The following is a 14930-nucleotide window of genomic DNA, read 5'->3' as shown; positions in this document are numbered from 1 at the left end:
TATGTCATTCCACATCAAAGCATTTTTACGCATTTTCACTATATTGTTACTCGGGCTTTTAGCAGTAGTTGTCTTTGAACAGAAACTTAACTACTCCCTTGTGTTGATTAGCTTCGTAATTATCATGCTATTTGTTGAGTTTTACTACTTTCAGAAAAAGTACTACAATACCATAGACAGGGTCGTCCTTGCTATGCTCTATGAAGACTATAGCTTAAAGACTTCAAAACCTCAAAAAAACGACACTTTTGACAATCTGCAAAAGCTCTATCACAAATTGCAAAATGACCAAATGAAAAATGAGGTTAAAGAACTCGTTTACCTCAACATATTAAACAGCTTAGAAACAGGAATTATCATCTTTGAAAGAAAGGTAGATACGTGGGAGCTTTTCCTTGTCAACAATTATTTCTCTGAACTATTTGACATCCCAAAAGTAAAGACATGGTACAATCTCAACCGATTACTACCTTCATTGACCAATCATATTACCCAACTTGGGTTCAAAGAATCGAAAGGGTCTATTGACCTCCAAATAGAGAATGAAAATAAACAGACGTTCATGCTACAAACTTCAAAAACAGTAAGTCATGACCAAGAATACTTTATTGTCCTATTAGACTCGATACAAAATGTTTTAGACAAAAAAGAAAAGGATACCTGGGAAAACTTAATGAAAATTATTTCTCATGAAATCATGAATTCACTAACTCCTATTCACTCGCTTGCACATAATACACAACAAATCTTAAACGATAATACAGAACTTACCTCGGAAGACTTAGAAGATATCAAAATTAGTATACAAACGATTGTCAATAGAACAGACCACTTAAAGCACTTTATTGATAATTACAGGAGATTGACTATGTTGCCAAGTCCAAAAAAACAGATTACAAATCTAAAATCTCTATTAAATAATAGTATCGAAACTTTGCAACCACTGTTTAAAAAAAGCGGTATTTCTGTAAAAGTAAACCTGGCTGACAATGTCCTATTAAACGTAGATAAACAACAGATAGAACAAGTATTTATCAACTTGTTAACCAACGCAATTTACGCTGTACTCAAGCAACCTACCAAGCAAATAACGGTAGATCTATACGAAAAGAATAATCGTATCTACATCGACTTTACAGATTCAGGTAGTGGGATTGCCGAGGAAATTCAACACAAAATATTTATACCTTTTTACACCACTCGCGAAGAAGGTGCAGGTATTGGACTACCGCTCTCTAAGAATATTGTAGAGATGCACAATGGGTACCTAACGTACCACAGACGAGAAGAAAGAACGGTCTTCAGTCTTAACTTCCCACTGTATTAAATTAATTAAAGAATTAGAAATTAGACACTAAGAAGCTGTGCCTACCGCATCATATACAGATATATTATAATCTACTAAGATTGACAGCGTGGGCTTACAGACCATGCTTTATCTCATATTCTACATTTGTCAATTTCACCTTTTTCAACTGCAACTCTACGCCTTGAAGCACTATTCCATTATTGACAACTGGATTCGCTAACCTTCTATAAAAAGAAAGCGTATCCGCAGATAATTCTTTAATTACCACCATATCTCCCAAAACTAAATCCCCTTCACCGTCAAGTGTATAAATACAGTTATCTCTCAAATCGTACTTTACTTTTTTGATCAATACTATGCACTTTCCTTCTTTGTCTATACCATTATACTTAAAATACTCTATGCTTTCTTCACCAAAAGTTATAACCAATAACTTACAGTGATTAGGGCTTTCATCTCCCACTTCACTTACCATATTCCCATCTATATCATATACCTTCGAATACACAAATTCCCAAGACCCGAAAAGGTCTTTCTTAATATAGGAGGAACACATATAACAACTTGATTAACAAGTAGTAACCACCGTAAAAAAAGATAACACTAAAATAAAAAGCTTTTCATAACTATTTTTGACTTCTAAAATTACACATTAAAATGCAATAACTCATCCTCAATATCTTTAGTTTCTTTAATCTATTCAACAACACCCCAAGCTATCTTCAAGACCGATATAATTTCTAACCTATTAAAACACTAAAAGGCATATACTTTTAATAATCAAGAACTTAAAGTATTACAATCTCAATAGTATTACTAAACAAGAGTTCTACAGCTTAAAGAAGTGAAAAAATATAAAAAACCTTGAACTCGATAATAGAAAAGAAAAAACACGATCAATATGAAGACTTTAAGATACAGATATTTAAGCACCAACTAAAGTTAATTCTATCTTATCTAATGACGAAATTACCAAAATCAATGAGGAGGTTGATGAATTTTAAAAAGCAGATTAGCATACTTTATAAGAGGGGTTGGCTTGCACTTCCTTGGGGTTTTCTTGCACTTTTCTAGGGGTTTACTTGCCTAGAGGGCCCTTTTGTCGAAGAAAGGTGCAAGAAAACCCCAAGCAATGTCTTTGTATGTCGCTACAAAGCGATAGGTAAGTTGCCAATAAATATGCAGAAGCGATAATCCGAAGGCTTAAATCGAATGAATAGTAAAAGAAGAATCCTAATAGACTTACAAAAAATAGCAATCATTTTACTTTCAAAATTTGATGTAAACAAACTAATACAAAATATGAGCTATTGGCATCTAAACAACAAGAGAGTAATATGCCTCTGTAGAAAAAGGGGAATTTTTAAAACTATTTATTCTCCTTCGTACACGGTAGGTTCCCAAAGGAGTTCTTTAAAATTGACTACTTTATTATCAACAACTTCCACTCCTTCACTCTCCAATAACTGTTGCATTAGATTCGTTCCATCGAAGTGAAATTTGCCTGTAAGTAGTCCATTGCGATTAACTACGCGATGAGCAGGAACTGTATCGTCATCATGCGAGGCATTCATCGCATAACCAACCATACGTGCAGATCGAGCTGCACCGATAGCCCTGGCGATAGCACCATATGTAGTTACTCTACCATGAGGTATTTGCCTAACTACGGCATAGACGCGTTCAAAAAAATTCTGTTCCTTCATCTTTAACGCAATAACTTATAAACCGTAATTAAACTAATAATCGCAGTAATACTACCTATAATGTAATTGATGTTCTTTAGGATAAAAGCATCTTCCCTGGTAATCTTCTTAAAGAAGTAGATATACATATAAAACATCAAAGCCGATCCCATCACTACTCCTAACGAAAATAGTATAGTGTAGATTTGATCAAAGATATGGTAATCGTACGTGGCTAATGTTATACTCAAAAAGACATAGAAAGGAATAGAAAAAACATTGATAGAGGCCAACAGGATTCCCTGTAGAAACGGAGTTTGTCTTTTGGGAATGTCTCCTTGGTGTTTTCTTTTTTCTTTGCGCTTAGCAAAGAAAAAAAAGTAGATCGTCAATACTGAAAAAATTGCCAGTCCAATCTCGTGTAAAGCTTCCGTAATAGCAGGACTCGATTCAATCAATCGAGAGAAAAATATAGCGATAAAAGTCTGAATAAATATTACGCTCAAAGCCCCGCAGATATATTTAAAGGCATCGTTGTACCCATATTCCTGCGAAATCTTTACAGCAGTCATGTTCAACAGTCCTGGGAGTGAAACTCCAAGGACTGCTGCCATAAAACCATATAATAGTAATATTATTCCTTCTACTTCCATTCTATTTTATTCTAAATTGAATGTAAGTAATAGGTTTATTTTCCTCTAAATATTGTGACTCGTAAAATGTTTGAATTTCAGTAACCACTGCTGGAGCACCTTCATTTTTATAAATATGGTGATTTGCATACAATACCTCATGACCTTCTCCGTGAAGAAGTCCTAAAGTATACCCATGCATAAACTCGCTATCCGTCTTAAGATTCATAATACCATCCGCTGTAAGGATATTCTTATATCTCTTCAGAAACTCAGAGTTGGTAAGACGGTGTTTAGTGCGTTTATATTTTATCTGTGGATCAGGGAAAGTAATCCAAATTTCACTAACTTCTCCTTGTGCGAAAGCATATTCAATCAACTCTATTTGCGTGCGTAAGAATGCAACATTAGTCATTCCAGACTCTACAGCAGTCTTTGCTCCACGCCAAAATCGAGCTCCTTTAATGTCAATGCCAATGAAGTTTTTCTCAGGGAAACGCTTAGCTAACTCAACTGTATATTCACCCTTTCCACATCCTAATTCCAAAACAATCGGATTGTCATTTTGAAATACTTCTTTTGCCCATTTGCCTTTTTGTGGCAAATTTTCAATCATATCTTCCCTTGTAGGCTGGAAAACGTTACCAAATGTTTCGTTCTCTCTAAATCGCTTTAACTTATTTTTACTTCCCACTATTTATTTTATTTAGAAAAATTTTGAGCAAAAATAATTATTTAAACTTAAAGAAAAACATTCTATGCTATTTTGATCAAACTAATCTGTCACTAAAGGATCTGCATAAGCGTCTAAAGGAGCCTTTTCTAAAGTAAATGAAAACTCCGATCCATATCCATAACTGCTTTCGACATAGATATGCTCTTCGTGTGCTTCTACGATATGCTTGACAATAGACAAGCCCAATCCAGAGCCCCCTACTTGCCTTGATCCCGTTTTATCTATTCGATAGAAACGCTCAAAAAGCCTTGGTATGTGCTCCTTCTTGATGCCTTCACCATTATCAGTTACGCGAATAATCATTTTATTTTGAACTAAATCTTCAATACTCACTTCAGTAGTTCCCTTGTCTTTTCCGTATTTAATTGAGTTACTCACCAAATTAGTCAATACCTGACTAATGCGATCGCGATCGCCCTTCACATAGATTGGCATATCGTAACTCATATCAAACATTAAAGTGATATGTCGCTGTTTTGCCTTGTACTCAAGAAAATAAAACACTTCTTGGATACAAGCTACAATGTCAAATACACCAACTTCTAAATGCAAAGCACCTGTTTCTAATTTAGATATCATATCTAAATCCTTTATGATAAAGGTTAGACGATCCACTCCTTGCATCGCGCGCTCGAGGTATTGATCGCGGATATCAAGATCGTCTATAGCGCCATCTTGAAGCGTTTCTAAATAACTTTGGATAGTATATAAAGGAGTTTTCAATTCGTGAGAGATATTTCCTAAATAATCACGGCGATACTCTTCTCTCACTTGAAGAGATTCGATCTCAATCTTCTTGTTTGTAGCAAACTTCTCTATTTCCTCAGTTAGCGTTTGCATATCAGTAGTGACAGCTTTAGATCGCAATTCAGTATGCTCTAATAAAGACACATTGTCGTAGATTTTTTTCACTCTGCGATAGATAAAGTGCTCAACTCTGTACTGAATAATAAAGAAAGAGATAAAGAAAACCAGGATACTGTGGATGATATACAGCCACCATGAAACAATTGTAAAATAAATAACTAAAGGCATGACTAAAACAAAACCATACAACATGATATACAGTGATGCCTTCAGAGCAAATTTATAAGTCTTCTTGAACTTTACAGACATTAATACGCTATGTTTAAAAATATTAATATTCTACATTTTCAAACTTATATCCCACTCCTTTAATAGTTTTAAAGTAGTCTTCACCTAATTTCTCACGCAATTTTCGAATGTGTACATCAATAGTACGCCCACCCACAATCACATCCATACCCCATATAGACTCCAGTATTTCCTCACGTGTAAATACATAACCGGGTTTAGATGATAGTAAAAAAAGTAGTTCAAACTCTTTTCTTGGAAGGACTAACTCCTCCCCTTTATAATAAGCCTTGTACGTATTCTTGTTCACAAGGAAATAGCCAATCTTAACGACATTCTCATCGATAATCTCATCGATTTTCACTCGTCTTAACAAAGATTGTATTTTACTAACAATAACCTTCTGACGAATAGGTTTAGTTAAATAGTCATCTGCACCTGCAGCAAATCCAGCTATTTGAGAGAAATCCTCCTCACGTGCTGTTAAGAAGACAATTACTGTTTCCTCAAAGCCCTCCAAAGTGCGTATCTCTTGACATGCCATAATCCCATCCATCTCAGGCATCATGACATCAAGAATAATTAAATCAGGTCGATATTGCTTTGCTTTTGCTACAGCTTCTACACCATTCAAGGCAGTAACTAAGTTGAAACCCTCCTTTTTCAAATTGTAAACTAAGGGTTCAATATTTTGGAACTCGTCATCTGCGATTAAAATAGTAATATCCTCGTTTTTCATCATAATGTTGTGTGTTTATAGGGCTCAAAGATAGAATATTCTAAAATACAAAAAATTTAGTTTACGATTTTTTAATAACTTAACCATTTAATAACAATGACATAACGATTTGATAATGTTGCCTTAACACTCACTTCACATTCAGTTAAGTTATTTGCGTCAAAACACAACTGAATTTTTATGAAATTATTAAATCTGGTTGCATTAGTTGCAACTACCTGTGCTGTCCAAGCACAATCAGTCAAAGTAAATGGTGTAGTGAGTCACCAAACAACTCAAGAACCACTTGCTTTTGCAACAGTTAGTATTAAAGACCAAACAATCGGTACAAATACTGATATTAACGGAAAGTACGAATTCAATTTAAAACCAGGAAATTACACACTTGTATACCAATACTTAGGGTATAAAACTGCGGAAAAGACCATTCAAGTTATTGAAGACAAACCCCTTAAAGTAAACATGAGTTTAGAGGAGGAAAGCATCCAACTTGAAGGAGTAGTCGTAGAAGCTACACGCTCAAAAAGTAGGGAATCAGCTCTATTACTTGACCAACAAAAAGCAGCAGAAATCAAACAACACATCGGATCTCAAGAATTATCGAGAAAAGGAGTAAGTGATGTTGCAACTGCTGTAACAAAAACAACAGGAATATCTAAACAAGAGGGGTCAGGTACAATCTTCGTAAGAGGACTTGGAGACCGATATAATAGTACATCGTTAAACGGACTGCCTTTGGCGTCAAACGATCCAGAGAAAAAGAATATTGACTTAAATATTTTCTCAACTGATATTGTTGAGTACATATCAATAGACAAGGCTTATAGCGTAAAACAATATGGAGATGTTGCAGGTGCAAATATCGACATCATATCAAAAAAACACCACGGAAATGATTTTCTCGAAATAGGTATCGGGTCGAATGTCAATACAAACGCCATAGGAGAAAGTACATTTTATTCTATCGCTGATAGAAACTCATTTGGTTTTTCAAATACCAAGATTCCAAACAACCCTTTGAGTTCTTTCTCTTTCAATAATTCAACTCAATCCGAAAAGAGAGTTCCGATAGGAACAAGCATAAACGTCAATGGTGGTAAATCATTTTTCTTTGGTGAAGAATCTTCATTGGATTTATTTGCAACTGTTTCTTTTGGAAATAATTTTGGATTCCATGAAGGTCTTTCTGGCTCAGTTCAAGCACAAGATAATTACACTAAAAAATTGAACAGAAAAGTTTATGAGTACAGTACAAATACAACAGCAATGTTTAATGCTGATTACAGTATCAACCCAAAGCACAATATTAAATACAACTTCTTATTTATCAATGACTCAAAAGAGAAAAACGAGCAATATAACGGGTATATAAGAGATACTACTTCAGAAGAATTAGGAGCTGAAACACTAATATCAAGAGGTACCTATAGACAAGATCGCTTATTTGTCAATCAACTTTTGGGTGATCACGAAATCAATGAGCAACTTAAGTTTAGATGGGGAACAGCATTCAACAGCGTTTCTGCTCAAACCCCAGATAGACAACAATACACGCTAAACAATAATGGAAGTGATTCATATGCCTTCTCTACAAACTCGAGATCAGACAATCACCGTTATTTTGAAGATCTAACAGAGAATGAATTTGCAGCTAACGTAGCTTTAGATTACAGTTTTGCAAAAAACAGTGAGAACCTTTACAAAGGAAAAGTAACTGTGGGATATAACTTCCGCAATAAAAAGAGAGATTTCGAAGCAACACAATTTAACTTCCAAATCGTAAATGCACATAACAAAAACATTAACCCATTAGCATTAGACAGTTTCTTTAACCAAGATAATTTTGAAAAAGGGTACTTTAGAACGTATACGTTTAGAGGTGGAGCTGAAACAAAAGATGCATTAAAACCACAAACTTATACAGGAGATCTTGATATACATTCAGGTTTCATCAATGTTGAATATCAATTGAGTGATCGTTTATCTGGGGTTGTTGGAGCGAGATTTGAAACAATCACTCAGAATGTAAAATGGCAAACGCAATTAGACAATGTTGGTAGTGAAAACGAGTTGACTAAAAATGCTTTCTTACCAAGCTTATCTTTAAAATATGAGCTAACAGATATTCAAAACTTGAGATTAGCAGCTTCAAAGACATATACTTTACCACAATTTAAAGAAAGAGCTCTATTCTTATATGAAGATATTACAGAAACGAAAACGGGTAACCCATTCGTTTACGCTTCTGATGACTACAACTTAGATTTGAAATGGGAAATGTTTCCAACAAATGATGAAGTTTACTCAGCAACAGTTTTTGGAAAATACATCCAAAATCCAATTAACGAGGTTACTATAGCTTCTGCATCTAATGACATTTCTTATGTCAACACAGGTGACTATGGATATGCAGTGGGGTTAGAAGTTGAAGTTAGAAAAAACTTAATCTCATTTGACGATGCTGAAACAAACAAAATTACTGGAGGTCTTAATGCGTCTTGGATGAAGACTTACCAAGAACTAGACAATAAAAAAGTGGCAGATGAAAACCCACTTTCGACAAGCTTCACAGAAGAAAACTCATCTTTTACAGGAGCTTCAGATCTATTGTTAAACGCAGATTTATCTTATATCAAAGAGTGGAAAGAAAAAAGCTTAATCGCTACTCTATCTTACGCTTACTTCTCGGATAAGATCTATGCGCTGGGAACAGAACAAAGTGGAAACTTAGTAGATAAAGCATTTAATATGTTAGACTTTGCTTTCAAATTTAACTTCAATGAAAATTTTGGAATTACTTTAAACGCTAAGAACTTACTTAATCCTTCAATCGAAAGAAAACAGGAAAACAAAACACAAGATGTAACAGTACAATCATATAAGTTAGGTTCTAATTTAAGTCTTGGTTTGAAATACACATTCTAAACTAAACTCTAAATTAATTATTCGAAAAGTGGATTACATCTCTCAATGTAATCCACTTTTTTTTGTTGGAATACGTTCTCAAATACAAAAAAGCTACAAAACATATTACATTGACTTCAACGATAAACAAAAATGTTTACAAAGCCTTAACAAAAGACCTACCTAAAGGGGTATGTTAAGTCAAAACAAACAATATTCTTTGATTTTACATTCATTACTTAACGCTTTGTTAATGATTAGTTTACAATCACTTAACCTGCAAATAAAAATTGTTTTCAATATTTGTATAACAAAATAAGTAACACAATTAAATTATGAAAAAATTATTTAGAAACGGTTTATCAATTTTAGCTCTATCAGTAGCTATAGCAAGTTGTTCATCAGATGATAATAGCAACAACAGTGATAACGGAAATGGGAATGGAAACGGTAACGGAAATGGAGAAGGAAAAGAAATTTCAGGGTTAGTGAAAAAAGGAGAAACTCGCACTCTTGAAAAAAATAATGAATATACATTAACATCAAAACTTGAAGTACAAGATGGTGGAAAACTTGTGATCGAAGAAGGAGCAAAAATCATCGGTACAGGAGGAACAGCTTCTTATATTGCAATCGGACAAGGTGGACAAATTGATGTAAAAGGAACAAGCACAAATCCAGTAGTAATGACTTCTTCAAAAATAGAAAGAGGTTCATGGGGAGGATTAGTGATTTGTGGAAAAGCACCAATCAATGGAGGAAGCGAAACTGCACAGTCAGAAGTAGCAGATTTGACATATGGAGGAACTAAAGCAGATGACAACTCAGGATCTATCAAATATCTAAGAATTGAGTACGCAGGAGCTAACTTCTCATCAGAAAAAGAATTTAACGGACTTTCATTATTTGGAGTTGGTTCGGGAACAGTAATAGAATATGTACAAGCTCACGAAGGTTCAGATGACGGATTCGAATGGTTTGGTGGTACAGTAAGTGCTAAATACTTAGTTTCAACAAATAACGAAGATGATCAATTTGACTGGACGCAAGGTTGGTCTGGACAAAATAACGAATTCTGGTACTCAAAAAGAGCTGAAGGAAATAGAGGTATTGAAGCTGACAACAGCAGTAAGGATAACGCAGCAGCACCTTATTCAAACCCTACAATCAAGAACATCACTTTACTTGGTTCATTAGAAGGGTCAGAAGCTCAAGCATTAAAACTACGTGAAGGTACAAAAGGAAACTTATCAAATGTTTTTGCTGATTTCTGGGCTGTTGGAGTAGATATTCAACATGATCAAACAATCAAAAATGTAAACGATGGTTCTTTAAAAATCAATGGAATTCAATTCGGAAAGAATATCACAGAGAAATTCAAAGGAGCTAATAGTGGTAAAGAAGCTGTTGATGTAAGTAAAGCAATTGTTGAGAAAGATAACGATGGAGCAGGAAACAAGGATAAAGCTCCAGAGTGGACAAAAGGTTGGACTGTAGGTCTAAACTAATTAAGTGAATAAAATGTGTTATAAAAAGTTCTGCTATAAAAAAAGCAGGACTTTTTTCTTTTATATTTGATTTTTATTAACTACATTTATACCAAATATTTACGTATATGGCTAAAAAATACTTTTATACTCTTTTAACATTCTTTGGTTTGATAGCTGGAGGTACAGCTTTCGCTCAGGATAGAATCCAACCAAATGAAGCAAGATATTCTACACAGAGTATTGAAGGACTTTCTATATACCCTAATCCTGTTGTAAACAACAGTAAAATATTTATAGAATCTTCTAAAAACGCACAAAAAGAAGTTGAATTGTATAATGTAGTTGGAAAGAAGATGTTTCAAGTTACATTAAACTCTAAAGAACTTGTTTTACCTTACAGTGTAAATGCTGGTATTTACATCATGAAAATAACAGAGGAAAACTCAACAGCCACTCGTAAGATTATAGTGAAGTAAATAATATAATTAATATACGTAAAAAAGCATCAATATATATTGATGCTTTTTTTATTTGTATTTTTGTACAAAATTTGACACTCGTGTTTAGACCAGAAGATATTATACAAATACAGACGAAGAAAGACTTTCATAAAGTAACCATGAAAGTATATCGCTTTCAATATGAAAACAATCCTGTATATAAGCAATTTTGCGATTTACTTCAGAGAACGCCTCAAGAGGTCAAGACTGTAATTGATATTCCATTTTTACCAATCGAATTCTTTAAATCTAAAGATGTCTTAAGCTCTACATCTCCGATACAAACAACCTTTACAAGTAGCGGTACAACTGGTATGGTGACAAGTAAACATCATGTCACTGATTTAGCTTTTTACGAAGATAGTTTTAGACAGGCTTTCTCGTACTTCTATGGAAACATTGAAGATTACGTAGTTTTAGCCCTTTTACCGTCATATTTAGAAAGAGAAGGTTCTTCTTTAATCTATATGGCAGACGATTTCATTAAGTCCTCTATTCACCCTGAAAGTGGGTTCTATTTACACAACTATAAAGAATTAGCAGATACACTAACGACTTTAGATAAAGAAGGCAAAAATATCTTGTTGATAGGAGTAACTTATGCTTTGTTGGATTTGATTGAATTGCAGTCTTTTCAATTAAACAATACCATCATTATGGAAACAGGAGGTATGAAAGGAAAACGCAAAGAGATGATAAGGGAAGAACTTCACGCTCTATTGTGCAAAGGTTTTGGCGTAAATAAAATACACTCTGAATATGGGATGACTGAGCTATTATCTCAAGGGTATTCCTTAGGAGACGGCATTTTTCAATGTCCTCCATGGATGGATATCTTAACAAGGGATCCTGAAGATGCCTTAAGCTATGTAGAGAACGGGAAAACCGGAGGGGTTAATGTCATTGATTTAGCTAATATAAACTCTTGTTCGTTTATCGCAACGCAAGACTTGGGAAAGAAATATACAGACGGTACTTTTGAAATATTAGGTAGATTTGACAACTCTGATATCAGAGGTTGTAATTTAATGGTAGTCTAAGAGTTAAACTGATTAAGATACATAACAAAATAGAGGCATAAACGCCTCTATTTTTATTTTTCTAACAATTCCATTTTCTCTGCAAAATACTCGCAGAAATCTCTCATTGTTGCAGACATTTTCTCGTCTTGTGTAGCACGTTCAAAAGTATCAGCCATCGCAACAAGCGTTTGATGAAAGAACTTTTTCATCTCATCTACTGGCATATCCTTCGTCCATAAATCGATACGCAATGTCTCTTGAGCCTTGTGATCCCAAATAGACAATAACATTGCTTTGGCAGCAGCGGCTTCAACACCTCCATCTTTAGCATTCCACAATATTTTCTCCGGAACTCTATTGTCGTCTAATTCTACTCTAATATTAATATCAGAAACGTGTTTCTTACTCATTACTTCTTAGGTTTGTATTTTGATTGTTGAAAAATTTCGTCAGTACTTTTTGCTAAAAGCTCCTGCAAAGTTACATTATTATTTTTCATATACGAACGCACAATTTGCCAACCTATCCAGGTACCAATTCTTCCAGGAGCCTCATTGTCTATTTCTAAATAAAACTTAGAGAATGGAGCTGTGTCGATAAAACGTTTATTCAATTTAAGATCTGTGCTATAAAGCAACTGTTCATCCATAAAATAACGCCAAACTTCTCCCTCATTTAATTCTACCCAGCGTAGTTGATCTGCAGAGTACCCTATAATATCTTCTTTACTGACCTTTGGCAATAATACCTCCTTACCATACAAAATCTTGCCATGATGAATTAAATTACCAATAAAACGACGGTCAGTAGGTTGCTCCATTTTCTGAATAATAAAATTCTCTGCCAGATCAGGTAGCATTCGATTCAGATTAAACTCTGGTCGCAAATACTGCGCAAAACCTTGATAAAACTTGTGATCCTCTCCTAAATATGTGTCAAGTGAGACAAAGACAAGTGTATCTGCATAAACAGCTTTCAACGTAATATCTACCTCACTCACAACAGTAATAAATTTCTTTTTATCGCTTTCAGCTGGAAAATAATACTTGGCACGCTTTGAGAAAGCCTCAATTTCCTGTGGAATACTTCCCAAATCTTTAAACTTCTTCTCAACCTCCTGATTTAATTCTGCAAACAAAGTATCCTTTTTCTTATTCAACCAATATTGCTCAGAAACCTCATGAGGAAATAGATACGGAAACTGTTCCTTTACAGCGGGAACCTCTTCCATAGATGCTTTGTAAAAAATCTCATCAAAGCGATATACTTCAATATTCATTGGAATCTTAGCAACTTCTTGATCTAATTTACTGTTCTCATCACTGCAACTCACTAAAAAAAGGAAAAGACTACAGAAAAGAACAGCTGATAATTTACTAAATTTGAAAAATGTCATAGCTCATCGTGATTTTTATTCAAACAAAGATAAAAAGATAGCTGAGACTGCACTAAAAAATTGGATACTATGAAGAATAAAAACTTTCAAGTGGAAGCTGTAACTAACCACATTGTTATGTGGCTAAAAGAGTATGCAACTCAAGCTAAAGTTAATGGCTATGTAATCGGTATATCGGGAGGAATAGACTCTGCCGTAACCTCAACACTTTGCGCGATGACAGGCTTACCCCTATTATGTGTAGAGATGCCTATACATCAAGAGGTTTCACAAGTAACAAGAGCAAAAGAGCACATCTCATTCTTAAAAGCCAAGTTCAATAATGTACAATCAGTAGAAGCTGATCTTACAGATACATTTGAATCTCTAATTAAAGCGGTACCAAGTAGCCAAAGCGAATATTTACTTAACTTAACACTGGCCAATACAAGAGCCAGAATTAGAATGACTACCCTTTATTATTTTGCGGGAATAAACAGATCATTAGTTGCGGGAACTGGAAATAAAGTCGAAGACTTTGGTGTAGGCTTTTTCACAAAGTACGGTGATGGCGGGGTTGACCTAAGTCCAATTGCTGACTTAATGAAATCAGAAGTTAGACAAATAGGTGAATATCTTCAAATACCAAGTAATATTATCATTGCAAAACCTACTGACGGTTTATTTGGCGATGATCGATCTGATGAAGATCAATTAGGAGCGTCATACGACGAATTAGAGATAGCAATGCTTGCTCACGAACAAGGAGCTAAGACAGATGACTTCACAGGAAGAGAGAAAGAAGTCTTTGAAATCTACAGCAGATTAAATCGAATCAATCAACACAAGATAAACCCTATACCTATATGTATTATTCCTACCAGTTTAAAGTAAACTGTTAAAATAACTCATTCTTACCATACATACTATTTAAAATATTAGCTACTTTTGAATAAAAATTAAAACTATGAAAAAAGTATTTTATTTATTAATAGTAATGTTTGGTTTAATATCGTGTAGTACAGATGATGACTATTGTGGCAATGATTACTACGAGACCTATAAACTAAATGAACAAAGACCATCACCTACAAGTAATCTCCAAGTGATTGGCTTACAAGGAGATTCTTTTACAGTAATCAGATCTGAACATGAATTTCAAGACAGAGTTAGAGGAGCAGAATATTACAGAGGTCAAATTGATTGGAGAAATGAAGATTTGATTATAGGTCAAGTTTATGTTAATGGGTTTCGCAGTGTAATCAACTTTAATTCTATATTTAAAGAAAGTTGCAATAATAGAAATGACAACTACCTTCGAATGAAATTAAACCTTAGTAATGGACAATACAATGGCTATATAACATATCATGCAATAGTCCGTAAACTTTACAACACAAATACACAAGTCACTACTGACATTGAAATCTTTAATTAACAAAA

The 14930-nt window shown here is 34.2% G+C and carries 15 protein-coding genes; 7 read left to right on the top strand and 8 right to left on the bottom strand.

Annotated features, from left to right (window positions below; genetic code table 11):
* Position 1 precedes the first annotated feature (1 nt).
* Positions 2 to 1327 (top strand): sensor histidine kinase, encoded by a 1326-nt coding sequence (locus NWE55_RS08450; RefSeq protein ID WP_258204705.1) that lies wholly within the window; start codon positions 2 to 4, stop codon positions 1325 to 1327.
* 94 nt (positions 1328 to 1421) lie between these two features.
* On the opposite strand, the gene NWE55_RS08445 is transcribed toward NWE55_RS08450, so the two are convergent.
* From NWE55_RS08445 to NWE55_RS08420, 6 genes are all read right to left on the bottom strand, one after another.
* The gene (locus tag NWE55_RS08445; protein WP_258204704.1) at positions 1422 to 1784 is read right to left on the bottom strand and encodes a hypothetical protein; all 363 of its coding nucleotides are present in this window, start codon (positions 1782 to 1784) and stop codon (positions 1422 to 1424) included.
* An 898-nt stretch (positions 1785 to 2682) separates the two neighbouring features.
* Entirely contained in the window at positions 2683 to 3015 is a 333-nt protein-coding gene (locus NWE55_RS08440) for an MGMT family protein (protein ID WP_155092677.1), read from the bottom strand.
* A 2-nt stretch (positions 3016 to 3017) separates the two neighbouring features.
* Positions 3018 to 3647 carry a LysE family translocator gene (locus NWE55_RS08435; protein ID WP_155092676.1) on the bottom strand — a complete coding sequence of 210 codons (630 nt, stop codon included), beginning with the start codon at positions 3645 to 3647 and terminating at the stop codon, positions 3018 to 3020.
* 1 nt (position 3648) lies between these two features.
* Positions 3649 to 4320 (bottom strand): tRNA (guanosine(46)-N7)-methyltransferase TrmB, encoded by a 672-nt coding sequence (gene trmB / locus NWE55_RS08430; RefSeq protein ID WP_160339746.1) that lies wholly within the window; start codon positions 4318 to 4320, stop codon positions 3649 to 3651.
* An 81-nt stretch (positions 4321 to 4401) separates the two neighbouring features.
* Positions 4402 to 5478 (bottom strand): sensor histidine kinase, encoded by a 1077-nt coding sequence (locus NWE55_RS08425; protein WP_258204703.1) that lies wholly within the window; start codon positions 5476 to 5478, stop codon positions 4402 to 4404.
* Between the two features lie 22 nt (positions 5479 to 5500).
* Complete coding sequence (locus tag NWE55_RS08420) at positions 5501 to 6196, bottom strand: response regulator transcription factor (protein WP_155092701.1); 696 nt, start codon at positions 6194 to 6196, stop codon at positions 5501 to 5503.
* Positions 6197 to 6376: 180 nt separating this feature from the next.
* On the opposite strand from NWE55_RS08420, the gene NWE55_RS08415 reads away from it, so the two are divergent.
* The 4 genes from NWE55_RS08415 (at position 6377) to NWE55_RS08400 (ending at position 12130) form a co-directional block, all read left to right on the top strand.
* The gene (locus tag NWE55_RS08415) at positions 6377 to 9121 is read left to right on the top strand and encodes a TonB-dependent receptor (RefSeq protein ID WP_258204702.1); all 2745 of its coding nucleotides are present in this window, start codon (positions 6377 to 6379) and stop codon (positions 9119 to 9121) included.
* A gap of 314 nt (positions 9122 to 9435) precedes the next feature.
* Positions 9436 to 10608 carry a beta-helix domain-containing protein gene (locus tag NWE55_RS08410; RefSeq protein WP_258204701.1) on the top strand — a complete coding sequence of 391 codons (1173 nt, stop codon included), beginning with the start codon at positions 9436 to 9438 and terminating at the stop codon, positions 10606 to 10608.
* A gap of 107 nt (positions 10609 to 10715) precedes the next feature.
* Positions 10716 to 11066, top strand: a complete 351-nt coding sequence (locus tag NWE55_RS08405; protein WP_166520744.1) for a T9SS type A sorting domain-containing protein — start codon at positions 10716 to 10718, stop codon at positions 11064 to 11066.
* Between the two features lie 74 nt (positions 11067 to 11140).
* Entirely contained in the window at positions 11141 to 12130 is a 990-nt protein-coding gene (locus NWE55_RS08400; protein ID WP_444850887.1) for a LuxE/PaaK family acyltransferase, read from the top strand.
* Positions 12131 to 12183: 53 nt separating this feature from the next.
* On the opposite strand, the gene gldC is transcribed toward NWE55_RS08400, so the two are convergent.
* Both gldC and gldB read right to left on the bottom strand, forming a co-directional pair.
* The gene (gene gldC / locus NWE55_RS08395) at positions 12184 to 12522 is read right to left on the bottom strand and encodes a gliding motility protein GldC (RefSeq protein ID WP_155091529.1); all 339 of its coding nucleotides are present in this window, start codon (positions 12520 to 12522) and stop codon (positions 12184 to 12186) included.
* Positions 12522 to 13508 (bottom strand): gliding motility lipoprotein GldB, encoded by a 987-nt coding sequence (gene gldB, locus NWE55_RS08390; RefSeq protein ID WP_258204699.1) that lies wholly within the window; start codon positions 13506 to 13508, stop codon positions 12522 to 12524. Before gldB ends, gldC begins: the two co-directional genes overlap by 1 nt.
* A 69-nt stretch (positions 13509 to 13577) precedes the next feature.
* Between gldB and nadE the strand changes: the two genes are divergently transcribed.
* Positions 13578 to 14381 carry an NAD(+) synthase gene (gene nadE, locus NWE55_RS08385; RefSeq protein ID WP_258204698.1) on the top strand — a complete coding sequence of 268 codons (804 nt, stop codon included), beginning with the start codon at positions 13578 to 13580 and terminating at the stop codon, positions 14379 to 14381.
* A 73-nt stretch (positions 14382 to 14454) separates the two neighbouring features.
* Complete coding sequence (locus tag NWE55_RS08380; RefSeq protein WP_258204697.1) at positions 14455 to 14925, top strand: hypothetical protein; 471 nt, start codon at positions 14455 to 14457, stop codon at positions 14923 to 14925.
* Positions 14926 to 14930 lie beyond the last annotated feature (5 nt).

The organism is Myroides albus, from assembly GCF_024722315.1.
In the GTDB taxonomy this organism is placed as follows: domain Bacteria; phylum Bacteroidota; class Bacteroidia; order Flavobacteriales; family Flavobacteriaceae; genus Flavobacterium; species Flavobacterium album_A.
This window is presented reverse-complemented; position numbering and strand designations above follow the sequence as displayed.